The organism is Mycoplasmopsis verecunda (genome assembly GCF_033546915.1).
Classification (GTDB): Bacteria; Bacillota_I; Bacilli_A; order Mycoplasmatales; family Metamycoplasmataceae; genus Mycoplasmopsis; species Mycoplasmopsis verecunda.
Window position 1 is genome coordinate 692,288 of the sequence record NZ_CP137850.1, and the last position, 26,909, is coordinate 719,196.

Below are 26,909 nucleotides of genomic sequence, written 5' to 3' on the forward strand. Positions count from 1 at the left end.
TTTTCTCCTTGGTAAAAGTTAAAAAAAATAAGCAAATCGTTAAAATTTGCTTATTATTTTAACTATTTTATTTATTGTTTAATGCTAATTGAGTTAAAGTTTTAACCATAACTCCTGTTGGTTTAGAACCAATATCAGCTGTTCCTGCTACGTCTAAGTGAATGTATTCTACACCTTCTGTAAATTCTTTTAAAAACATTGCAGCAGATGAAGAACCACCACCAATTCCGCTTAAATCTGTATTTTTTAAATCAGCTACAACTGAATTTCTAATTTCTTTTGCAAAAGCTTCATCTAAAGGCATTCTTCATACTAATTCATTTGATTCTTTAGCAGCTGTAGAAAGTTCTTCTCAAGCTTTTTCACTTGTTGCTCATACACCTGTATATGTTTGTCCTAGAGCCACTAAAATTGCTCCAGTAAGAGTTGCAACATCAACTAATCTTGTAGCATTTAGTTTTCTAATACCATATGTTAAACCATCAGCCATTACTAAACGTCCTTCAGCATCTGTATTGTTGATTTCTACAGTTTTTCCATTCATACTTGTTCATACTGAATCTGGTAATGATGCATCTCCATTAACTCTGTTATCTGTAATACACATAATAGCAGCAACATTAGCTTTTGGTTTCATTTGTGCAATAGCTTTAAGAGCTGAAGCAACAAATACTGAACCTGACATATCATATTTCATACCTAGCATATTTCTACCAGTTTTAATGTTGTATCCACCTGAGTCAAATGTAATTCCTTTTCCAACATAAACAGTTTTTTCTTTAGAATTTGGATTACCATTATATTCAATAACAACAACACGAGGTTCATACATACTTCCGCGGTTTACTGAAAGTAATAATCCCATTTTGTTTTCTTCAATAGCTTTTTTATCTAATACAGTAACTTTTAAATTATCATATTTAGCTAAATCAGCAACAACTTGTTCAGCCAATCATTCTGAATTACAAATATTTGGTGGTGTAACTTGTAGATTTCTTGCAAAATTAACAGCTTCAGATAAAACAACAGCTTTATTTAATTCGTCCTTATATTCATTTTCAGATGCTAGTGATAGTAATGAAACGGCATATTTTTCATCTTTTTTGGTTGTTTTAGCTGAATAAATATCAGCATTAACATAATTATAAGCTTCCACAAATGCTTTCACAACTAATGCTAACTTTAATTCACCTTTAACAAAGGTATCTAAATCAATTTGATATTCTCTTGCTTGAGAAGCAAAGAATCCTTTAGCAAATGCGAATAATGAATCGTATTTATAATTTTTTTCTTCTCCTAAATACACAAGAGATTCATTTTTATCAAAGTAATCTGTTACTACATTGTTTTTTTCAACTAGAGTTTTATCATATGAATCACCCTTAAAAACAGCTTTAAGTAACATTGAATTATTTCTAGATTTATCAATATTTCTAATAAACATATTTTTCTCCTTAAATATAAATATTGTTTATATTTTACATTTTTAATAAAGTATTTTTATCTAAATTATCATAATTTGGATTAGTGAGTTTAACAAATAAAAGACGGCTTACTTTTATTTGTTAGCATTTATTTATTTATTTAGCAAACCATAGACTGAGATTGTTTGGTTGTAATAAACATTTCATTAAATATTCATAAAGTGTCTATTTTTTCATAATATATCTATTGTTTTTGACTTAAGTAATAATTTACATAATACTAAATGATTAGATTTTTTAGTTTTCTTACTTATATGAATTCACATAAATTTAAATTTGATACTTGAAATTCATACATATTTTAAATAATAACTTCTCTTGCCATAGTGATTAATACCAATTAGAGCAAATTGTACAAATTTTTGGGTTCACAACGAACTCGAAGAAAGAGTAGAACTATTAGAAGCTACTATTGCTTTCAACGAAGAACTAAAACAAAGAGTTAACTTCCGACTGAAGCAACAAAAGAAGAAATAGTTCGAACCATCGAGTCATTAAGAGAACGATTTAAATTAAGAATTCTATTGCAAGTTGCTTCTATACCTAAATCAACATATGAATACCAAGTAAATGCTATTCATAAAATGGAAGAAAAGCTAAAAGAACTATATGCTGTTATGAATGAAATTTTTACAAATTCAAATCAAACATATGGTTACAGAAGAATGCAAATAGAACTTAAAAATCGCGGTTATTTCTTTAATCGTAAGAAAGTAAGAAAGCTTATGAAAAGATTTGGATTTAAAGTAGAACAAAAATCAAAACGCAAATATAGTTCATACAAAGGCGAGATAGGAAAAGTTGCAGAAAATCTAATAAACAGAAACTTCTTATCAAGCCTTCCTCTACAAAAACTTTATACAGATATTACTGAATTTAAGTTAAAAACAGATGTTAAACTATATTTTTCAGCTATAGTTGACGGCTTCAATTCTGAAATTGTTTCTTGAGCTATTTCTACAAGTCCGAACCTACAACTTATTAAAAATACATTAGAACCTTTATTACCTAAATTAAAAGGTATGAAAGGAAGTATAATGCATTCCAATCAAGGTTGACATTATCAACATAAATACTTTATCGAGACATTGAAAAAACACAATATAACACAAAGTATGTCTAGAAAAGGTAATAGTCCAGACAATGGATTAGTCGAATCTTGTTTCGGCGTTATCAAAACTGAATTCTTTTATCCAAATAGAAAACGTTTTGATTCAATAGAACAATTCATTAGTGAACTAAACGGATATATTTGATATTACAACAACAAAAGAATCAAGTTGAGACTAAAAAGTAGTCCAGTTGATTACAGAAATTCTTTTGATTCAAATTTGGCCCAACTTTAGGGGTTCACTACAACTATAAATTTTTCTGACTATATATATACAAAAATAATATAATATAAATGAGTAAAGAAAAATATATTAACCTAACTTATGTTTTTTACAAAATACAGCAAAATGGAACTAATATATGCTTAAAATGCATATTTTACTAATTTTATACCATTGCTCTAAGTTGACTAAGAAACAAAAAAATCAAGCTTCGAAATATAGAAAGAATCAATAAATTAATACAATTAAAAAATTAGTTTAAGTTCTTTTTAACAAGGAGTGCAAAATGAAAAATAAAAAAATTAATTTAATATTTGGTGGTATTGCACTTTTAACTACCACATCGATATTGACAGCTTGCCAATATACCAAAAATAATGATTTAATAAATAAATTAGATATTGCTAAATCCAATCTTAAAAAAGAAGTAGAAATAATAAAATCTAATAATTCATCAAAATCATTGCTGGATTTAAGCAAAATATTAAGTGATAAATATTTAAAAAATACAAATGATTTTAGTACAGAATTACTCAATAAAAATATTGCAGAAATAAATAATGTGCTTGATAATATTAGCTATTTTAAGTCAATTGATAATAAACTAAATCAATTAAATAAGATGCTTAATGATCAAAATAGTAATGATGTATTAAATTATATTCGTAATATGAAAAATACAGTTTTTAATAATTATTTATCTAGCCAATCTGATTTGAAAAAAATTCTTCAAAATATTGATGATAAAATAAAAGGAATTCAAGAAACTGAAAACAATAATAAAAATTTAAAATTACAAATAGTTGAACAAATTAAAAAAGCTAATTCAATTATCAAAAGTTTAGAAGAAACATCAATTAATTTAAATAAATATAATCTACATAAAGATGAAATTTTAAAAATTGAAACTGATTTAAAACAAAATACAATTTCATCTAGCTCTGTTACTAAAATAAATAATATTATTTCAGAATTATCAAATATATCAACCAATGTAAGAAATACATTAATTGATAATTTATTGAGTGAAACAAATATTATCGTTAATTTACTTAAAAATGAAAATTTTTCATTTTTAACCGATAAGACCAATATTGATAAAGAAGCTAATGCATTAATTAATTCATCTAAATTAATTTCAAATATTCCGACTAATTATGAATTAAGTAAAATTGATAATTTATCTGCAAAAATTAGCACACTTATAGAAAAAATTAATAATGAAGTTTCAATCATTAAAACAGAGAAAAATAATGATTTAAGTATTCTAATTCAACAGGCTAACAAAATTTCAGAAGAATCAAGTAAAAAGAAATATCTTATAAAAATAAATGAAGAGATAGTTGATTATGTAACAAACTTACAAACTGAATATAACAGTATAGCTTTGATAGATCAAAATATTCAAAATTTAAATTCAAAAATAAATTATTGACAACAACTAATTAGAGCAAAAGATAGAATTTTTGCTGATTATAGCGAAATTAAAAGTATCGCCCAAGAAAACATTAATAAATTAGTGATGCATAATTTAGATACTAATAATATTAGTAATTTATTGTCTAAGCTAGAAAATAACATTACTACATTCTCTAATGATGAAATATTAACCTTAATTAGTCAATTAAAAAACGAAATATCTAAAAATAATATAAGTATTGACAACGAAATTAGAAATCTAAAAGACAAAATTAACGAATATAAAGCAGTAGCAAATACATTAAGCACCGAAATATCAACAAACCAATTAAACATTAATTTAGATAAACTAAACGTATTGATAAGCAAAGTATCAAAGATTGATAACGATACAACAATACCTGTATTAAAACAATTATATGAAGATTTAGAATTATTAATTAATGATTTAGAAAGCAAGATAGAAATAGTAAAAGGAGATAAAGAATCAACTTTTAAAAGATTCAGAAATATTCTTGATCAGCTTGATAACTTTAACAAAGGACTTGATCAAAAATTCTCAAATATCAAAAATAATATAAATGAAAAAATCAAAGAATTTAATAACATTAATTTACAAGCCGATATTGCTAAAATTTCTAGCGCAGCTACCGAATTAATAAACTATAAAACAAATATTGTTAATCCTGAATTTCAAAGTAAAAAATCAGCTTTTGAAAAAATTACTTCAGAAGTTGCGAAAGCTAATTTATTGTTAGATAAACTTAATAAAAATCAATATAGCAACAAATTACAAAATGAATTAGGCAATTTAACTTCTCATAATGATTTATTATCATCCACCCAATTAAACGAGAAATTAAATAGTTTTTCAAATAAAATAACTACTATTGCAAATGATTTTGAAAAAATGTTTCAAAATAGTATTGCGAATAATAAATCAGTTGTTAATAATATAAATCAATTAATCATTTCACTAAATTCAGTATATAGAACAAACAAACTTAATTTTGATCGTTTTGATAATCAAATAAAAAATACCCTAACGAAATTGAATTCTTATGATGAAAAAACAATTCCTCAAATAAGTGAAGATTTAAAAAGTTTAGAGGATATTTATAAAAAAATATCTGATTTCAAATTATCATTGGAAGAAACAATTAGTTATAAAAATAAAGTTGATAACCAAATACTAAATCTACCTGATGATAATTATCAAGAAATTATTAATATTAAAAATAAATACACAAATATAACTAATAGTTTTAATACTATTAACGATTTAACATTAGTAGAATTAAGTGAATTAAATAAGATAAAAATCTTATACTCTGAATTTGACACTGATTTTGATAATGTATTGAAAGCATATAATTTAGCTATAGCTAATAAAACAAAAGAAATAAATAATATTGTAAATGAGCTAACGTCCTGAATTTCATCAAATAATGAATTATTATCAGTAAATAAGCAAATAAATGATTATATTAATTTATTAAGAAGTAAAATTTCATTTAATGTAAACAGATATTCAAATTTAAATCAATGAATTATTGATGCAAATGCAACAAAAATAGAAATTCAAAATGAACTTTATAATAAAAAGCTACAAATAACAAAATTAAATGATTACAAACCTAAACTAAATCAATTAAAAAATGAATTTATTAGATGAAAATTAGAAACAAATGATATTGATGCAAAAATTAATTTATTAAATCAAGATATATCGCATAAAACATCTAAAGAAATTTCAGATATTATCAAAATTCTTGTAGTAGCTACAGAAATATATCAAAATCAAATAAATAAAGCCATTTTAGATGAAAACATAAAAAATAATTCGAAAGTCGAACCAAATGACGAACCAAAATTCGATTGAGGAAGTGCACCTTTAGTTCAAAAACCGGATAGCGAAATAACAAAACAAGATTTACTTGATATGTTTGATATTTTTGCAAGAGATAAAGTAAAGAAATTTAATTTTGGTAACCGTTTTATAACAACAAGACTATTTGGTGATGCTTGAATCGAATGACTTTCAACAAGAAATATTTACTATCCTAATTTCAATGTTTCATCTAATTACTTTACAATGAACTATAAAGATCAAGATGGAACAGTTTATGATGTAACTAAGTTTGATAATACCGAAGAATATATTAATAACCGTACATGGTATATTAATGAAGTACAAACACAATTTAACTTAAATTGAATGGATGAATGAACCATACCAAGCCAATATCGTGATGAAGTATCAAGATTTTTACATGATGGTTTAGCACAATTGAATGATGGAATGAGTGAATGGGATAAAGCTTGAGCCCTATTTAAATATGTTAGAACTTGATTCTCATATAAAGGTAATAACACAACACTTGATAAAAAAATCACAATACATTTTGGGGTATGTAAAGATATAGCAACATCATATTCATTCTTATTAAATGCGGCCAATATTACTGCTTTCGCTTGACCTACTGGAAGAACCGAAGTAACAGATAAACAAGGTCACACAGATGCACATATGGTTGTGTGAATGAAGTTACCAGTTGATGATAATAATTTACCATCACCTGGTTCTAACAAATACAAATGATTCGATTCTGATGTTAACTATACTCAAAATACAATCTCAAATAAATATTTATTGTCATTTGACAATACAGGTTATTATGCAGATGCTATTACCTCACCATCTGCTAGTCAATTTGAAAAAAACGAATCATGAGATTCTACCTATACATTTAATAACTTATATGGAATACCATATAATGGTATCTATATGGAAGGTGATGTAGTTTATAATAGTGAGCGTTTATATCTTAATAAAGCAACTATTATGGGAACTGAACAAAGAGTTAAAAAGATTCAAATTGTACCTAGATTCCAATTTGTAAATGGTTTATGATATGGTATCGAATATACTCAAAGACATTGAAGCAGTAATTATTCTAACTTATTACCATCAGAAATTAAAATTATTAAGCAAAAATTTACTGATTCAACATATCAAATTGACAATTTAGGCTTAAGTGAATCGCTATTAAATTCTATTAAAAATGCAATTGACAAAGTTACTCCCGGTAATAAAAGAAATGTGGGTAACTCGGTTAAATTCTTTACCACTCATAATTTCATTATCTTTCCATTTTACAATCAACAAAAAGGTTACGGAATTATAGTACATGATTTCAATACCAATACTAATAAGGAATTTTATATAGATAATTCTAAAAATAAAGAATTATATAATTTCAATATTAAAAATAACAATCTTTATGTAACTTGAGATGACAATAAGGATATAGAAACTCAAATAAACAATAATGAAATTAGTAAGTTTTTTGAATCTAATACTATTTACACATATCAAGATTTAGATAATGAAATTAATTACTATTCTATATTAACAAACTCAGTAACAGTTAGTGAAGATGATTTACCATATACAATTACTAAGAAAAATAAAGATGATTTCTTTAATATATTAGAACAAGTTATACAAGAGTTACATACTAAACAAACTACTAATTGATATAAAGAAAAAATTGCTCTTGTTAAAAAATCTTATAATGAACTTATTAATCATAAGATGATTTCTAAAGCTAATAAAGTGATATGACTACGTAAATTACCACCTTATGAAAGAATAACAAAAGGTATTTATGACAACTATGGATATACATTTAAAATATCATTACTAAATAATTTCAAACAATTATTTGAAGGTGGTACCAAATCATTAAAAGCTGATTTATATTTTTCAGATACATTGCTAGATCAAAATTCAAATAAATGACAAAAAATACTAGATAATGTTTATTTAGATGCTTTAAAAATCAATAAATCAATCGTTAATAATCCACATGGTTATTTCTTTATTAAAATAAAAAATGAATCAACTAATTTGGAAGTTAATTCAAATATAATGCAATTAAATGTTGCTGAAAACGGATTATCTCCAAGTATCAATCCTTTATTAATAAATAATAACAACACAAATGCTACATTGAATGAAGATGATTGAGATTATTCAAAACGTCTATCATTAAATTGAAATTTTGTATTCGAGTCAGATTCAAATTTTGAAGGTACAGCAAAAATACACTTCCTTAACTTCAAAACAAAAGAAAATAAAGTTCTTCATTCAGTAACTTTAAGTAATTCAATTAATAAATGAAATGTTGCATATGATATTCCAACTAGCGATATTTCAGGTATATACTGAGTGGAATATAATTTAAAAGATGCCGATGCAAATAAAACTTATACTATTAATTCTGAACCAAGCTTTTTATTCGACAAAGATTCATATTCAAAAATCAATTCTAAAGAATTTAATATTCTAATAGAAGAACTATTTACATCATTGTAAGATACTGAATAATTTACTTTAATAGTTTTTCAATTTAATCTAAAAAATCGGCAGTAGTCCAAATTTTGTGTAATTACACTCGAACTAGTTGATAAAATTATATAATATATAAGCACTTATTAGAAGATTATTCTTCTGTTCTCTCAAGTGCGCGTTATGAGAAAGCTTGCTAAGATTGCTAACATTTTAAGAGATTTGGCATCGTAATGTGAGCTTTTTTCTTTTACGTATTTTCTGAGTGCTGAATTAAAATTTTCACATATGTTATTTGTATAGATATGCTTTCTTAAACCTTTAGGTAAATCGAAAAATGTAAGCATCTCATCTAATGAATTTTCAATCGCTTTAATCACTCTTTTATATTTCTTAGCATATTCATTTTGAAACAAAACAAAGTTTCTGTATGCTTCGTTTATATCTTTTGCTTCATATATCATTTTAATTTTTGGAGCAATGATTTTTCTTTCTTTTCTCGGAACTTCATTAAGAGCATTTTGTATTTTGTGAAAATTGCATTTTTGCACCAATGTTGTAGGAAAAACTGAACCAAATACATTATTGATTCCGCTAAAATCATCGCATATAAGAATTTTTGGATCATTAGATCCGCGTTCTTTGATTCTCATTAAAAAGTCAAATCAATTTTTACTAGACTCAACAGTAGATGTATCAATTGCTAATAGTTGTTTCCTACCATTTGAATCAATGGAAATTGCTATGTATAAGGCTAATTTGATACTTTGTTGAACTCATTCATTAATATTATCTGTTTAACAAAGTTCCAATTTGTATTCTCCGGTCTTTAGGTTGTATCATCTCTTTACTTTATGATATGAAGCATCGACAAATAAAGCATAAATGTCTGATTCAATTTGAAATTCATATGTTTCTAAATATTTTTCTTTTAGTCTTTTTGATATTCTTGCAATTATTGAATGACCTATTTTGATTCCAGTTAATTGATAAATTATATTAATAATGAAATCATAAGAATTAAAATGTGATAAAAGAACAGCAATTAAATGTTCAAAATCTTTATGACATTTTTGATACTTACTTAATATTTGTGAACAAAATCTTTTATCATTTCTTAATCTAGGAACTTCTAATGTGATTTCACCATTTAATGTGTAAATCGAGCGAGTTGTGTAACCATTCTTGTATATTGGTGTCGATGTATATTGTTTTGTATGTTCAATATATGCATCAATTTCTTCAATAATACTTTTTTGCATCATATTTGAAATTTGTTCAATATTTGTATTGATAAGATAACTAAGTTCTCTCATATCATTACCTCATTTATAAAATTCATTTCTTAATAATTTGTTTCTTTTAAAAATCATAACAAAAAATCACTCCTTTATTTTTAGAGTGATTACACAACTTTTGAACTACTCCCGATTTAGAAGTGAAATAGATTTATATAGAGAAATAAAAACATTAATATCAGATGGTTTTTCTGTGTAATTTTAAGTGTGTAAAAAAATATAACTCTATACAGTAGGGCTATATATTTTTTAACATTTGCAACTTGGAAACACAGGATATTTTTTCTCCTTAAATAAATATTGTCTATATTTTACATTTTTAAATCGAGTATTTATTTAATTATTGGAACTGTGAAAAATTGGTGTGTGGTATAAATTAAAAAGCTGTCAATCCACCTAATCGTGAGCTAACAGCTTTTTTTGTGTTCCTTGTATAATAAAATTGCAAATCTAAAGGAAGGAACTAACTTAATTATAATGTTAATAGATTTGAAGTATAACAAAAAAAGAGTATTTTGCATAAAAATTGAGGAAAAAGTATATCAAACGGTTATATCAAAAACTCAAAGAGAAGCATATTATCATTTTGCAATAATGGATTCACTAAATGATAACGAAATAAACAAAATCCATAAGGACATAAACAAACTCAGAGAGCAAAATATAACTCATTTCAACATGGAAAAGCTAGCTATTATGTTTAAAAATTTCGCAACACATGAAACACTGAATGATATTTCAAAAACAATGAACGTATCAGCTAAAGTTCTCAAGCAAAATTTAAAACTAGCTATGTGAAATGACACAGCAGAAGACTCATACAAATTTTGCAGTAATTGTAAAAATAGACTAACAACAATTTTTAAAGTTTCACATCGTGAATGAGTTCAGCTCAAAATGCAAAATGTTCAAAATCCAGTTCAACAAATTCATGAAAACACAATTTCAAAATGAGATGATATTGTTCGCTTCTGAAGGTTTTGAAGTAAACAACACAGAATCGTTAAGAGAAAATTATCTAAAGGTATTTTACTTTCAGATAATGAAAAGAAATTTGAACCACTAATATCAGTAACGACATTCTTGGATTACTATAAAGAACAATTGAAGGATAAAAATGCTTTTATACCTACGCCACAAGCTTTTTTATTACTTTATGAATTAAGAATATTTAAAGATGTTGATTTCTCTATTTTTATTTTGAAATCAAAAGAGGTATTTCAAAATCTAATTGAGATAAACTACGTGGCAAGAGAAAAGCCTAAAGGAGTGCAATCTAAGAAAATTAACTTTGGTATTTCTATTCATCTCGCACCATTAACAATTAGAAACAGAGAAGAATTTGGACATTATGAAATGGACACAGTAATTCTTAATTTAAGAGCTAAATATTGCATTCTTACCTTGCTAGAAAGAAAGACAAGAATGTTATTTGGGATATTAACTCGGCGAGATGCAGATTCAATAAAAGAATCACTTCTTAAATTGATTAATCATCACAATTTAACCATTTTATCTCTAACCATAGACAATGGTTCGGAAAATGTGAAGTTAAATGAAATAAGAGAAATTCCTGTTATTTACAAGTGCGATACATATTCATCATGACAAAAAGGAAGCATAGAAAATGCTCATAAAAAAATCAGAAACTTTCTACCAAAAGGCAAGTTTCCGAGATATGTTAATTTTGAATATATTTCACAAATGTTCAACGCAATAAATGATCAATATCGTGATTTTATTGATGATAAAACAGGCAGAATAATCAGGTTAAAAACTTCTAAATATTTCAACAGTTTCGTCTAAATAACAAAGAATTTTAAGCTCAGGCTTTATTTTTCTTCACGCTTTTGGAACATTTTTGTAAAATTTATACAGCAATATTGAGGAACTACTCAATTTACCACTTAGGTGGACTTTCAACTTTTTAATTAATAAATGATTTTTTTGTGATACAAGATGGAAAATTATTGTAGAATTTAATTGAGGTGGCTAATAGCTACATACTTATTTTTCACGGATTCTAATTATTTTATTTTGTTAATTATTATAAAAACCAATATTACATTAGCCTTATAATTTAAAATTTTATTTACTTCAATCTTGTTTATTACCTAATGGTGGATCATATTTCTTAATTGATTTCCAATCAATTAAATTTGTATTAATATCAATATTTTGTTCCTTAATTTGAGACATAAAATATTTTAAGTACTCTTCATCAGAAAAATCTGTTAATGTTGATAAGTTTAATGTACTTAATGAACTTAAATCACCAAATTTACGTCTAATTTCATCTAAAACTATTCTATTATTTGATAATATATCAGAATTATTTTCGTCAAGCTGATAATTAGAAGAAGATAAAAATGATTGAGGACTGCTTTGGAAATTTCTTAATACTCTTTTATGCATATTATAAATATCAACTCAAAGATAATTAAAATCATTGCGAGTATTTACCAATAGTTCAAGACCGTTTCCATTATCAAAAATAGGAACAATATATTCAACAGTTTTAACTGGTTGATTTTTGTTAATAGTTGCAGGAATATTACGTTTAACTTTAAAAACATCATCATTAGCTTGTTTTAGTACTTCTAGATATTGATAACGATCTAAATTTTCACTATCAAGAACTCTTTGGGCTTGTTTTTCAAAAATAGGTGTTGCTCATTTTACAAATTCATAATATCTCTCTATTATATCCATGTGCTGAATTTTATACATATTATGTTCATCATATTCAACTGGAAAGTAATTTAATAATATTGTATTAGGCTTTCTAAAAATTGTTTGCAATTTAGGTTTACCATAATCTGCATATAATGGAATTTTTATTTTGTAAAACTTAATTTTTTGATTACTATTTTTAGATACATAATCATCAAAAATAGGAGAGTTGTATAATCTTTCATCATTATCTTGTGAGATTATTTGAAAATTCAAATGATATGAATTAAGTGCATTTACAACAAAATTAGATACTGATTTCTTAATATCTGAATCGATATTACTATTTAATACTTCTCCTAATGTATTATATGGAAGCTTCACTTCTACCATTTCAATATCTTTTATCGGGTTTATAGGTTCTTTATTTTCATCCAAAAACTTTTTAGGAGAATAAATTTGATTATTTTCTCTTATTAAATTGTCAAATATCTGGTATCCTGATGTAAAATCTGGAAAATTTGCTTTTTTGTCTATGTTCCGATTTTTATATTTATTTACATAAAATAAATTTTCAGCTTCTCATCATTTAGTATCATATTTAACATTTTTAGGTTTATTAATCAGATAATTTAAGTCAAGAGTATTCAACATATTTAATTGCATTTCTGGATGGTTTTTAATAATGCTATTTTTTAGATAATAAAGAATAGTTTCTAAATTCTTTGGATCTCGTTTGAAATCGTTAGTTTCTGTTTCTGTATTAATTGTTTGCAATGTTGGTGCTAACTCAATAAATTCTGAATGTTTAGTTGCGTCAATTGGTGTCACTTTATTCACTAGGGATAAATAATCTTTAAGGTCAATTTGCTGTGCTGGAACAATATCGATTAATAGTCCAGCTGATGGATTGCTTAAATCATTAATTATATTATTTGTTATATTGATATTTGCTCATGCTTTTATTTTATCGTTCTTGGAACCGTTTTGGAAAACATTATTCTTTGTAACCATATTTTCAATAACTATATTAATAAATCCTAAATCTATTGGTGGAAAATAATTGTTTTTTGTTCTATCTCATAAATCTTCTAAAACAGATTTAAATGTATCCATGTCGTAAAGATTTGAAGTATCATTACGAACTCTCTTTTGTATTTTTAAATTACTTAATAATTGATTGATTTCAGAGATTTTTTTATTCTTATTTTTAGAAGTTTTTTCAACAGATATCACAACTCCTGTTGTTATAGCAATAATTGATGTCGCAGTCAATGTACCAAATATGATAGCTAAATTTCGCATTTTTTTAGTCATATTATTTATTAACCTCCAAAATATACTTGTAATTTAAATGTTCATCTACAAATCTTTTATATAATTTTCTGAGTAAATTTTTAACATCTTTTAATTCGATACCATCAAACATAAAAACATAATTTTCCTCTTTGAAATGTCTAGAACGATACGATTCAGTTATTGATGAAATAATATCTAAAAATTGTCTAAATATAATATTTATTGTGAGTTCAGGATAGTCTTTATTTCTATATTTTCCAAAATAAATTTGTTCAACATTAGCATTTGAAGAATTACTTCATTTGTATCTTTTAAATATATGTCCTTCATTATCGATAAATTTAACAATAGCTTCAAGATCCACAACATTACTTGATTGATAATATCCTTTATTTTCTTCGTGTCATTTTAAATGTTTATAAACTGCATTTAATATTTTTCTATCAAAATTATTATTCGCCCATTTCATAAAGTAATTATTAATCAACTCATCATATGAAACATTATTAAATGATGCTGTATATTTTAATCTATCTAGATCTTTTATTCCTAAATCATTAAATTCTTGTTTTATAACATATTCGTTGAAACCACTTCCTAATAAATCACTAACTTTTTGCCCATTGCTTACTAATGATTTAATTGATGCATCATATATTTCTTTCATTTTAAAGAATTTAGGAATTCCATAACCAGTCTTATTTTTACTATGATTTGCTTTTCAGAATTCTTTATTTATTTCATAATCAAGTTCTCTTATATACACTTTTTCAATCGAAGTGCTTGCATAATTAGATGAATTAACAAGTAATAACCTTGCTTCCTCTGGTGTTAATATAACCTTATATTTTGTTTGAAACAATGATAATAATCCAGCAATCATCGGTGATGACATACTTGTACCACTAAAATAACTTAAATATTCCACATAATTGTTGAATTCTTCTTCTACTTCAGTTAAATTAGAGTTTTTATCATTTTTAGAATATTTTTTTATAAATTCTGATTTGATACTGCGTTTTTCTAGATATTTATTTTTATAACCAATTAAATCATCATCCAAGACAACTTTTTGCTTTTTATCATCATCAACATATTTTATATATGGCTCAATACCATAAACATTTTTAGGGTTATAGTATTCGCCAAACAAGCCATATGCAGAAATTAAAGGGTAATAATCTTTTTTATTAAGAAATGAACTAAATCTAGTCGGCTGGTTATTATAATTTAATGCTCCAACATAAATCGCATTACTTGTTCCACTACCGAAATGATATTTATCAAAATCATCACTAAAATTTCAAGGAGCAAATTTATTGCTATACTTATCACTATATCTTAATTTTAGTGAATAAAGCATTTTGTTATGATTAAATAAATAATTAACTAAATTAATAATGTGATTTAAATTTGTCTTGTTTTGTTGAATTTGTTCAGTGTTATATTTATTTGAATTATTGATATTATAATAATTTAAATATCCCATTCATGTTTTATCATTTATAAATCTTTGATATGAAATTATGTGATCTTTTATATTCTTGTAATTATTAGTAAAGTTTTCTAGAAGAAAAAATAATTTTTCTTTATCAGTATTTCTATTTGATGAGCTTCGAATAAAAATCATATTATATTTTGTTGTATATTCATCGATCAGCCTTTCAAATTCTGTTTTTTCTTTTGGTTTATTGGATTGAATAAATTTATAAAATTCCATTAAATAAGCAAGTGATTCTAAATGTTCAATTAATTCTTGATAATGCTCTGGATTATTAAATTTTGCTGCAGCATCTGTTCTTGTATCATAGTCCACTACATAATCTCATTCATCAGCTAATTCTTTATCATCATTATCTTTTGTTATTTCATACTTACTTATTTTTGATTGATGTTTCATTCATTTATTTCTCTCTTGAAGTATTTCGATATTTGGTTTCACTTCAAAGCTTGGTCCAGTACTAGAGTTCACGATATTAACACCATTTTTTCTAAATCATTCAAAAATTCCACGAAGATTATTTTTTGGCGATTCCTTATTATTTAGATAAAAAGAAGCATAATAAATATTTGCATCTGGGTTGATACCGGTATCTGTACCTATAATTGATGTTACACCTGCACCATGTAACTTATTACTAGTAATTGGATAATTGTAATAATTAATTTTAAAGTTCTTTTTGTTAGAAAGCAAATAATCCATTTTTTCATTATTAACTTCTAAAATGCCAACTTTATTATATGGTGAATTGTAATCTATTTCATCAGCAGAAAAATTTCTGTTTCACTCTGAAACACCTAATTTTTGATAATAATGTTGAAATAAATTGCGAAAAACATTTATTTGTTCATTTGTTAATTTAATATCAACAATATTGTTAATAAATTGTAAATCTTGTTTTTCATCATTAGTATTAGCTGATACCAATGCAAATGATGGCAAGATGATTAAACTTCCCATTATAGGAGTAAAGAATTTTCATTTCATATATACCTCTTAACTTGAAATTTTTTATATATTTTCAGTATAAAAACTTATATGCTTTTATATGGTCTTAAAGTTGTTTGATTAATTCATCAGCAAATGCGACTAAATAGTTGAGTAATTGAATTGTTTTTTCTCTTTGTTTTAAATGAAAATCATTATCAACAATATTTAATTTCTTAGCCAAGGCTGTGTTTATTATTTTTGCAAACTCTGAATCATTTTCTTCAATATATTTTTTCAATTTTTTTGTATAGCTTATCGAAATTTCGAGATTTCTCTTTAAAACAACATTTGGGTATAACTCAATTAATGATTTAAAATAATTTTTATAAGTATCCATATCTAAAATTTCATATTTTTTAACATCGTTATTAGGAACATAATTAAAATCAATCTCATTTATTTTATTTAATGTTTTAAATAATGGAATATTTAGACTTGGCTTTAAGTCATCTTTATTGTAAAGTGAAATTGGATAATTTCCTTGAGTCTGATAATCAAAAGTATCAAACGGACTTATTAAAAATCAATATTTTGGTTTTAAAAATATTGCACCGAATGTAGTAATTAATTTTATATTTGAATAAATATCTGCATTATACTGCTGATTACTCATGAAATAATTTAAGGCCATTGGATCACTTAAATATTTTAATTCTTTGTAGTCAATTTTTGTCCTTACTGGTTCATTATCTAAAATATTTCAATTTTCAATAATCTCCCCATTGTTATTTATTAAATATTCCCAATATTTAGCAAAATCAGCTGGAGCACCTTTTGGTTCAATTTCAATTCCTCTTAGTTGAAGGTCAATTGGACGAATTTTAATTTTTTCTATTTTATTAACTATCTTTTCACCAATGGGAGTTGTTTCATATATATTTTCTCTTGTGTATAGATAAAAGGCTAAATAATTAATGATGTCAAGCATTTTGTTAAAGTTGAGAGTTCTTGTTATTGTTTCATTTCCCACGTCATTTATCGTCATTTGATATTCAGAAAATCTCATCGAAGGCAATTTATCTGCATTTTCATTATTACTATTATTAAAATAATGATTTAGTGTCTTAGAATTAAGCAATAATAAATATAATAAAGAATTTATATTTTCACTGTTATTTGCTAAATTGTGTTTTTTATCAAAAGATGATAAATATTTATTACCAATTTTAATATATTCATCATTAAATTTTGGAATCTTGATATTTAAATTTGATATTTTTGATTCATTTTTAATAACATTGATTTTATTAAGTTCATTTATTTTTTGTTCTAAAATATATGAACGGTTATTTGATATTTCAACTAATTTATTTGCAGCTTGATAATCATCATTTTTTAATATTTCATTAATCTTGCTTTTTAACAATGAGATATATTCTTTTTTTAATTCAAGTCTAGATTTATATGGCGGTTGTTTAGTAGTTTTTGTTTCACATGAAATAGATAATGGGATGCTACTTAATAAAACAAATGAAGATAATAATAAAATATTTTTATTTATTTTCATAAACAGTAACCTCCGAACTTAAATATATTTTATTTGTTTTGAAATAGTTAATCATTAATTGCTTGAAAGCCTTAAGATTTTGATCTGATATTTTTGGTTTATTTACAACTAAATATATTTTTGGGACAGATAAATATCTATCAATTAAATCCTTAGTAAGATATATTTGTTCCACTACTGAGTTTCTTCCATCACTATATAATGGTTTAGTTTGAAGCTCTTTTTTAATACCAAATTTTGTTTCAATCTGAAGATCAAAAATGTTTATAGATTCTATAAAGTCGTCTCTTAAGCTAATATTATTTTCTTTAAGATTATTTCAAAATGATTTGGTCATATTATTATTTCAAGCGATTGATACTTTAATATTATTAAGCTTGTTTCCGAATTTTGATATATTGATTAAATCTAAAATAGGAATAAATAATTTATCATATGTAGTATTTTCCTCGAAGAATTTAAAAATTTCTTCTATATCATTTTCATTAAGTGATAAAGCTATATTTTCAGATTTGTTTTTTTGTGCATCGTGTAATTGAATATTTTCATTATGTGCTATAACTTTATTTTCAAATACTTTATGTGTAACATATAAATTATCTTCATATTTTTTAAGTTTTATTTGAGTGCTTTTTGTATTTTTTAATGAATTAAAAACCTTTTTAAAGTCTGGAGTTCCATATCCTGATAGATGCAATGCATTATTTTCATGAATCGCTTCATATTCTGCTCCATTAAAAGTGTCATTATCATTTTCAAAATAATAATATGTTCCATTATTATAGGGTGATAAATGTCTTGAATTAGAAGCTAAAGTAGCTTTTAGTTCAGCTACACTTAATGTTCTTCCTAATTTTCTTTCTAATAAATTTATAAAACCAGATAACATTGGTGCAGCAAAACTTGTACCACTAAATTCTGTAGATATTCCTTTTTCATAGATCAGTTTCAAATCTGGATTATATTTACCAGGTGCCACTACTAGTGGATAATCGTCTCTTTTTGCTTCTCCTTGTGTTGAGTATCTAGTTGTATATCCAAATGGAGCAATCGCACCTACATAAATTGCATTTTTTGAATTTTTATTAGGTTGATGATGATTTAATATATCATAATTTGTATCTATAAATTTATTTTTTATATTATTCTTTTTAAGTGTATTAGCTATAAAACGCATAACAGATAAAAACTCTTCACTATTACCAGCAGAAATTACAAATTTTATATTATATCTCGAAGCATATGAGTCAATAATACTTGAGAATGAATTAAATAAGAAATTATCCCGATAAAAATCATTAAGTTTTTTATTAAATATAATTGAATTAAATTCTGATTTTTCCTCAAAAATATTAGTTCATATATACTTAACAAAATATGTAGCAATTTGTTCAAAGAATTTTAATTTATAATCAGTTGTATTTTGATTAAAACTTTCAATTAATTCATTAGGGAATTTATATTTGCTTGTAATATTGATGTCATATTTAGTAATAAATAATTGTGCATCAGCAAAATCATAATCCATATAAGTTTTTCAAAAATTAAACATTTCTGTGCCAGTATTATTATCTTTAAATATATATTCATATGCAACTAAATAATATAGTGCTAGCTCCTTAAAATTAATGGAATTATTTGTTATGTCTTTATCAATAATGGAATTTGTTATTAATAATTGTTTCCAATATTCATTATCATTATTTCAAAGATTCTGTTCACTCTTTTCGATAAATTTAGTAAAGGCTTCTAATCTTGGATAAAACTCATAAAGATAAAATTGATGAAAAATTGCTTTATTACCTAAACTAATATTTACAGTCTTAACATCATTGACTAAAAAACCATTTAAAATTTTAACTAGTTGTTTATTTTGTTCTTTCTGATATGCATATCATTTATTACCTTTTAATTCATTATAATTAATAAGGTATCTTGCAGAATAAATATCTGATTTCTTTGATATACCATTTTTCCCAGTCATCATATCTGCTATTGTGTTTGGGTGTTCTGATCCATCTAAAATACCTTGAGATTTTTTGTCATCATTTGTAATTCTTTCCATTGTGTGTTCTCCACGAATAAAAAAATCACTTGGTTTCTGTGTTATTTTATTTTCAGTCAAAACATTAGGGTTCATATAAAAAATATTTTGATTTTTGTATTTAATTTTATTATTAAATGTTTCATAATCCACATATTGACTATCTATAATACCTATTGGTTTATTTTGATATTGATCTTGATTATGAATATCATCTAATAAATTTAATTTATCAAAATAATAACTATATTTTTGATTTACATAATTTTTGTACCTTGATGTATTAGCACTGATAAACGGCAATGCTACGATGGATGTACCGCATAAAATAGATAATGTTTTAAATATTTTTTTAAAATTCATTTAATACCGCCTAATTGTAATTATTTAATATATTATTATTATATTGTTTTATAGTAATGAATAATTAAATGATATTATTTCCACATTTTGTTCCATATTTAAACTAGGACATATTATTTGGACACATAAAAAATAATATGTTAATAATCAATAATATTGAAATTACTAATTAACAAATTAAGAGATGTAAATATGCAATTGAACTTTTAGAAAATTGTTCATTGTCATATGAGAAATTTATAAATGTATTTAAATTAATAACAAATTGCACCATAAGTAAGCAAAACTTATATCAAGTAATTGTTAAAATAAAACAATATAATTTAAATACTATGTATAATAAAATTGAAACTGTAAAATTTGCAAAAGATAATCGCGGAAGAAAAGAAAAAAATAATAAAGTAAACTGAGATAAAGTATCTAAAGAAGATATGATTCAAATATTAGAAATCTGACAAAAATACGGTGAAATAACAAAAGAAATTCCTACAGATATATTGAAGAAAATCAAAGAAATGAAATCATGTAAGAAAGAAGTTGCTAAAGCTTTTAATATGTCTAAAAGTACATTTTATAATCTTATGAATAAAGAAAAGCCATCTGAAAAAGAAATCCAATATGCTGAGGAAATCAAGACTTTACATAATAAATATAATCAAACATATGGCAGAGCTAGAATAGCTATTATGCTATTGAAAGAATATAATATAACTCTATCTAGTAGAACTGTTGGTAGAAAATTGAATAAGTTAAATTTATTTTGCAAAGTAAGACAAAAGACTAGAGTTAGAGAACTTAAAAATACAAACTTTGATGCTAAAGATTCAGTTAAAAGGGATTATAACGATGTTAATGGAAGAAATATTGTGGCTACTGATGTAACTTATATTCCAGCACCATTTGATTTGAAGAAATATTTCAATCATATATTTTTATCTATAGCTATTGAACACAGAACAAAGCGAATTATAAATTACAATATTTCAACGAGAAATGATAATGACTTAGTGATATCACATATAAAAGATATTAAATTCAATACAAGTTTAATTATTCATTCAGATCATGGTTATCAATATACATCAAATTTATATAATGAAATAATTGCTCAAAATAACAGTATTGTTTCAATGAGTAGAGTTGGTAATTCATTAGATAATAGAGAAGCAGAATATTTCTTTTCGATATTAAAATCAGAATGTTTGAAATTTGTAAATTTTAACAACATAACATTTGATGAATTAAAATCAATTATTGATACATTCATTCAATTTTATAATAGTGAAAGAATTCAATCTAACTTAGGTTGATTATCACCTAACCAATATGCAAATTTAATTGCATAAAAAAACACATTCATTTGGAGGGAAGTGTCCAAATAATGTGTCCATGTTTAATTGTCAAAAATAGTTATTTTTTTAACTTTTTCAAATTATTTTAAATAAATTAAAAATCCAGTCAAATATAGACTGGAAGTATTTTATTGTTCAATTTTACTATATACAATATCTTTATCTTTCTTAACATATCTGTTTCAAATAATAAGAAATACTTGTATTGCATTAATAATAAAGAAGAATATTTGTGCTACTAATCCAATAATATTAGCAGCTGAAGCATCTTTTGATGTTTCTATTGCTCAATATGTTAATCAACATGTACATAATGTTTGATGTATTAAAAACATTATTAATGAGAGGTTTTTAACATCTTTGGTAATAATTGTCTTAATTATTTGTGGTGATACAGCTACAGCTATTAACATCGGAGCTAAAAATGACATTGTTGCATCAAATTCTTTTGACCGGAATGGAACTAGCGAAAATATTAAAGCTCCTATAATATAAATACTTACTCAAAATGTAGCATTTAAAATAAGTTGATGTAAATGCGAAAGTTTTAATCCTTTAACGTTTATTTCTTTTCGGCTGTAATAGAAATACACACTCATTAAAATAACATTAGCTAAATAATTAGCTGCACCTGAAACTAATATAGCTAAACGGTCAAATCCTTGATTAAATCCTCAAATACTATAACATCAAGAACCAGTTTCAGATACCATAATGCTGCTAACAGCAAACCCATCAACTTTTTTAGTTTTTATTAATCTAGCTACACCAAACCAGACTGGTAGTGAAGCTAAAACTCCTAATATAATTTCAAAAACTGCCATCTATTTTTGATTTAGTAATGCATACTCTACAAGAGTTGCTACTAAAACTCCTTGTGGTTCTCCTGCTACATCAGCTGTTCCCGCTACATCACAATGAATGAAGTCTATGTCTTTAGTAAATTCTTTTAAAAACATAGCAGCTTGTGATGAATCAACTCTAACTCTAGATGACCATGATGCTAAATCAGCAACTTTTGATCCTTTATTTCCTTTGTTGTAATCTTCATGTAATGGCATTCTTCAAACTTTTTCTTGTGCATTTTGTGCAGCTTGAGCAAATACTTTAAATTTATCATCATTTGTCGATCATATACCGCTATATGTATTTCCTAATGCTACTATAATAGATCCTGTTAAAGTAGCAACATCAATAATAGTACTTGGTTTTAATTTTTCAGCAGCATAAAAGATACCATCAGCTAAAACTAATCTACCTTCAGCATCTGTATCAACTACTTCAACTCATTTTCCACTCATAGATTGATATACATTTTCTGGAAGTGAAGCATCAGCATTGATTCTATTATCGGTAATGCACATAATAGCTGAAGCATTTACTTTAGCTTTCATTTGTGCTAGTGCTTTTACAACATAAGCAGCTATTACTGAACCAGACATATCATATTTCATTCCTTCCATATGATATCCTTTAGTATTAACACCTCCAGTATCAAAAGTAATACCTTTACCAACTATAGCAATATGGTCTTTTTTATGCATTTTGTTTCCATTATATGTAACTATCACAACACGCGGTTCGTGTGTTGAACCTTTGTTAACCGAAAGAAGTAATCCCATGTTTAATTGTTCAATTTCTTTTTTAGTAAGAACCTTAACATCCAAATTAGGAATAGAACTAAAATCTGAAGCAATTGCTGATGCTAGTTGTTCTGAATTTAAGAAATTCTCAGGCATAATTTGTAAATTTCTTGTGTCATTTATTGCTTTAGTTAAAATTTCAAGTTTTTTAACTTCTTGTTTTATTTCTTTATCATTTCTATCTAAATAAAGTGAAACTTCAGTCTTATTCTTTTCTTCTTTTTGATTTGTTTTCTTGAATAATTTAGCTGAACCAAAAGCTAATGAACAATATATAGCTTTTAGTACTTCATTATAATTTCCAACTTGTGGATGAACAAATGAAGCTACATCAACTTGATATGAGTAATTTACACTTTCGGGTAATGATTTAAAATAGCTTTTAATTTCATCAAGTGATTGATGTTTTTCATCAAAAAATATATAAGCTTCATTTTGAGCTAAATTAGTTGTAATTTTTCCTTGTTTTTTTCCTACTCAGTTAGGAAATACAATTCCTTCATAAGCTGCTTTTAAAACTAAAGCAGAAGATTTATTATTATAGTTAACTTTAATCATTATTCTCCTTTTCATGCAGAAATTTATTAATTGTTATAGAAGCGCTATCTCGATACGCTCTGATTAATCCACCAGCTCCTAGTAGTATGCCGCCAAAATAACGAACCACTACTACTAGCACATTAGAAACACCTTTAAGATTTATTAAATCATAAATTGGTTTTCCAGCTGTTCCTTTAGGTTCTCCATCATCAGAAAACCCAGCAGTTTCAACACCATTTTGTTTAATTAAATAAGCATAACAAATGTGTCTAGCTTTCTTATGTTGTTTCTTTAAATTAGCTAGAATTTGTTTAACTTCATCTTTAGATGAAATATCATAAACATAACCGAGAAATGTGGATTTTTTAACAATTAATTCTTCTGTAGTCATAATTTAGATAAATTATAAAATAAATTAGTATTTTATACATTAAATAACCAAAAAAGTAGGCTTTTTATTGACCTACTTATTTCAATTATTATTTATTAATGATTATTATTAAATGTATTTACTATAAGGAAGTGATTTAATAAAATTATCCATATATTGAAAATCTGGTAACACTTTACCATTCTTTATTGTTGCTGGTAGTTTTATTTTTAAATTAGGTATTTTATCTCTTCCTACACGACCATATGAAAATCTATAACTTTCTTTATTTATCATTACAGCTATAAATAAAAGAATATATCTATTAGATTTGAATTTTGGAATTAAAGATTTTGTTCTCGTGCCTAGATAATATTCTTTATATTGAAGAAATGCTCATAATACACCTATATGTGATAATGATAATGTATCACCTTGTTGTAAATCATAATTTTCCAATTTATTTGCTTGTGTAATAACACCATTATTTTCTGTTGAATGACTAATAATATTAAAAAATTGTTTATTAGGATCAATATCAATATCTGAATATATTAAATCCTTTCCTGTTTTTATTGTAAATAAATCTTTTATTTTAAAATATTTTCATAAATCGGTATTTAGTATTTTAATTAATGCATTTTCTTTTGATTGAGCAACTCTATCTCTCTCTCTCTCTATCATATAAATTATTTATATAATTATTCATAAAATCTCAATCGGGAACTATTTTATTTTTCTCAATTTTTGATGGCAATTTTATCTTTGTATTATCTATATTTGTCTTATTTCAAGCTCTTCCATATGAATATCTAAAATTTTCTTTATTTAAAATTGTTACAATATAAAGTCCTATATTTCTATTTAAATGTTTATCATTTCTTAGCATTGTTATATTATTACCGGTTAAAAATGAATTAGACTGATAGAAAGCTAATGCGCTTTCACCACCAATAATAATGCAATTTCCATTGTACTTTTCATATCCTTCACTATCAACAAATTTAGATACACCATTATTTAATGCTGTTCTAGTTATATAAGGTATATTCCCATTTTCTAGATCGTCTGAATTTATATTCTTAGTTTTTTTAATTTCAAAAATATCTGATAATTTAAAATAATTCAAATTATTTTCATTTATTAATTTACTCATCAAGTTCTCCATTTTTGATTTTAAATGAAATAAAATCTCTGATTGTTTTAATGAAATCATTCTCTGTTAATTTTGAATAATCGGTTTCCATATATGCTTCAGCTAATCATTCATCATTATAATCTACTTCTTTTATAATAGATAGTCCAGGAACTTCTTCGTTTCTAAAATATAAATCCAGTCACTCTTTTTCAATAGAATCTCAAGCACTTTTGCCATCAATAATTTTTTCAACTCTTCCTATATTTTTCTTCTTGGTAAAACCATCATCTTTGTAATAGCCGAAAAATGTTTCTTTTATTTTTCTGCTTTTGTGTGGTTTTCCTAATTCGAAAACCATACAGCATGCACTTGCAGAAGCACCTGGATAAAAAATCTCCTGTGGTAAAGAAAATACTGCTTTTAAGGTATGATTTTCAAGCATTTTTTTCTTATATTTCAAAATATCCTTGTTTTTTCCGCCGATAGCACATGCGGTAGGTAACAATACAGCCATAATTCCTTTATTAACCTTAGATGCTATGAATTCAACAAAATGAAATCCTTTTGACGGGTCTTGTTTTTTATTTGAGTCTCATGTTTTAGCATATATAGGATATGAATGTTTTTTCTGTGCATTATATGGCGGATTCATTAGCACGACATTTATATCTCATTTTTTTCATTCATCATCAGATACATCAAAACAGTTTTTTTGATAAATATTAGAATTACCATCACCATGAATTAACATATTTGTAGTTGCTAATCCAAATGCTTTTTCTTCATATTCGATACCATAAATTTGTTCTTTTTTGATGTTTGCTATGCATTGGTCGTTTTCGCAATCATTTATAGCATCAACCATAGCTCTAACTAGAAAAGCTCCACTTCCACAGCACGGATCTAAAACTCTTGAATTTCTATTAATTTCACATATTTGCGACATAAAATGAACTATATGGTCTGGTGTAAAAGCTTGATTTTTATCTTTTTTTCCTACATATTTGTTAAAAGTCGTAAAAAATAAATTTAAAATATCTTGTCCTGCCTTACTTCTATCATTTATGAAAGGCAAAATTTTCTCTTTAACAAAATTAAGTATGTTTATTAAGTTTTTAGATTCTAATGATTTTATATCTTGAATATCTAGCACTTTTTTATTTAAAATAATTACTTTTTCTGCCTTATTAAATGTGTCTTTTAATAAAATGGACAATTTATCTTCTATTCCTGAAATTATTTGTGATGTTTCCATTCGTTCATCATACATTAAGCCTGATTTTAAAGCAAGAAGACAAGTTCCTATAAATTGACTTCTCAAATCTTCTCTTATGCCATACTTATGAAGTAATTCATTTAATTCATAAGTATTTTTCATTACTAATTCTTTTTCGTTTTTCTTATTTTGAAATAAATCTCTGTAATATTCCATACTTTAAACTAGGACATATTATTTGGACACATAAAAAATAATATGTTAATAATCAATAATATTGAAATTACTAATTAACAAATTAAGAGATGTAAATATGCAATTGAACTTTTAGAAAATTGTTCATTGTCATATGAGAAATTTATAAATGTATTTAAATTAATAACA

At 24.9% G+C, this 26,909-nt stretch carries 15 protein-coding genes and 1 pseudogene; 4 read left to right on the top strand and 12 right to left on the bottom strand.

The features are described 5' to 3' along the window. Positions 1 to 67: 67 nt before the first annotated feature. The gene (locus SAM46_RS02620; protein WP_078747006.1) at positions 68 to 1,444 is read right to left on the bottom strand and encodes a leucyl aminopeptidase family protein; all 1,377 of its coding nucleotides are present in this window, start codon (positions 1,442 to 1,444) and stop codon (positions 68 to 70) included. 513 nt (positions 1,445 to 1,957) lie between these two features. Here SAM46_RS02620 and SAM46_RS02625 point away from each other — a divergent pair. After that, positions 1,958 to 2,830 carry an IS3 family transposase gene (locus SAM46_RS02625; protein WP_318635646.1) on the top strand — a complete coding sequence of 291 codons (873 nt, stop codon included), beginning with the start codon at positions 1,958 to 1,960 and terminating at the stop codon, positions 2,828 to 2,830. 274 nt (positions 2,831 to 3,104) lie between these two features. Next, entirely contained in the window at positions 3,105 to 8,618 is a 5,514-nt protein-coding gene (locus SAM46_RS02630; protein ID WP_078747349.1) for a hypothetical protein, read from the top strand. Between the two features lie 119 nt (positions 8,619 to 8,737). Here SAM46_RS02630 and SAM46_RS02635 read toward each other — a convergent pair. After that, positions 8,738 to 9,964: pseudogene (locus SAM46_RS02635) on the bottom strand (IS256 family transposase). Positions 9,965 to 10,483: 519 nt separating this feature from the next. Here SAM46_RS02635 and SAM46_RS02640 point away from each other — a divergent pair. Beyond that, positions 10,484 to 11,695, top strand: a complete 1,212-nt coding sequence (locus SAM46_RS02640; RefSeq protein ID WP_318635562.1) for an IS30 family transposase — start codon at positions 10,484 to 10,486, stop codon at positions 11,693 to 11,695. A 282-nt stretch (positions 11,696 to 11,977) separates the two neighbouring features. Here SAM46_RS02640 and SAM46_RS02645 read toward each other — a convergent pair whose 3' ends face one another. The 4 genes from SAM46_RS02645 to SAM46_RS02660 form a co-directional block, all read right to left on the bottom strand. Next, positions 11,978 to 13,879: a hypothetical protein gene (locus SAM46_RS02645; protein ID WP_078747340.1), complete on the bottom strand. Its 1,902-nt coding sequence runs from the start codon at positions 13,877 to 13,879 to the stop codon at positions 11,978 to 11,980. A gap of 1 nt (position 13,880) precedes the next feature. Continuing rightward, the gene (locus tag SAM46_RS02650; RefSeq protein WP_078747339.1) at positions 13,881 to 16,349 is read right to left on the bottom strand and encodes a S8 family serine peptidase; all 2,469 of its coding nucleotides are present in this window, start codon (positions 16,347 to 16,349) and stop codon (positions 13,881 to 13,883) included. Positions 16,350 to 16,416: 67 nt separating this feature from the next. Beyond that, entirely contained in the window at positions 16,417 to 17,859 is a 1,443-nt protein-coding gene (locus SAM46_RS02655; protein WP_078747338.1) for a hypothetical protein, read from the bottom strand. Next, positions 17,846 to 20,266 carry a S8 family serine peptidase gene (locus SAM46_RS02660; protein ID WP_078747337.1) on the bottom strand — a complete coding sequence of 807 codons (2,421 nt, stop codon included), beginning with the start codon at positions 20,264 to 20,266 and terminating at the stop codon, positions 17,846 to 17,848. The genes SAM46_RS02655 and SAM46_RS02660 overlap by 14 nt, the downstream gene beginning before the upstream one ends. A gap of 332 nt (positions 20,267 to 20,598) precedes the next feature. On the opposite strand from SAM46_RS02660, the gene SAM46_RS02665 reads away from it, so the two are divergent. Continuing rightward, positions 20,599 to 21,612 (top strand): IS3 family transposase, encoded by a 1,014-nt coding sequence (locus tag SAM46_RS02665; protein ID WP_318635563.1) that lies wholly within the window; start codon positions 20,599 to 20,601, stop codon positions 21,610 to 21,612. 134 nt (positions 21,613 to 21,746) lie between these two features. Here the strand turns inward: SAM46_RS02665 and SAM46_RS02670 are convergent, their stop codons facing one another. The 6 genes from SAM46_RS02670 to SAM46_RS02695 form a co-directional block, all read right to left on the bottom strand. Continuing rightward, a complete protein-coding gene (locus SAM46_RS02670; protein WP_078747359.1) occupies positions 21,747 to 22,442 on the bottom strand; it encodes a PQ-loop domain-containing transporter in 696 nt (231 codons plus the stop codon). Then, positions 22,443 to 23,819, bottom strand: a complete 1,377-nt coding sequence (locus SAM46_RS02675) for a M17 family metallopeptidase (protein ID WP_078747358.1) — start codon at positions 23,817 to 23,819, stop codon at positions 22,443 to 22,445. It lies immediately after the preceding gene. Beyond that, positions 23,812 to 24,192 (bottom strand): YigZ family protein, encoded by a 381-nt coding sequence (locus tag SAM46_RS02680; RefSeq protein WP_318635564.1) that lies wholly within the window; start codon positions 24,190 to 24,192, stop codon positions 23,812 to 23,814. The genes SAM46_RS02675 and SAM46_RS02680 overlap by 8 nt, the downstream gene beginning before the upstream one ends. 108 nt (positions 24,193 to 24,300) lie before the next feature. Next, entirely contained in the window at positions 24,301 to 24,855 is a 555-nt protein-coding gene (locus SAM46_RS02685; RefSeq protein WP_078747356.1) for a restriction endonuclease subunit S, read from the bottom strand. Next, entirely contained in the window at positions 24,833 to 25,327 is a 495-nt protein-coding gene (locus SAM46_RS02690; protein ID WP_159442420.1) for a restriction endonuclease subunit S, read from the bottom strand. The genes SAM46_RS02685 and SAM46_RS02690 overlap by 23 nt, the downstream gene beginning before the upstream one ends. Beyond that, positions 25,320 to 26,741 carry an HsdM family class I SAM-dependent methyltransferase gene (locus tag SAM46_RS02695; protein ID WP_143826144.1) on the bottom strand — a complete coding sequence of 474 codons (1,422 nt, stop codon included), beginning with the start codon at positions 26,739 to 26,741 and terminating at the stop codon, positions 25,320 to 25,322. Before SAM46_RS02695 ends, SAM46_RS02690 begins: the two co-directional genes overlap by 8 nt. Between the last annotated feature and the right edge of the window lie 168 nt (positions 26,742 to 26,909).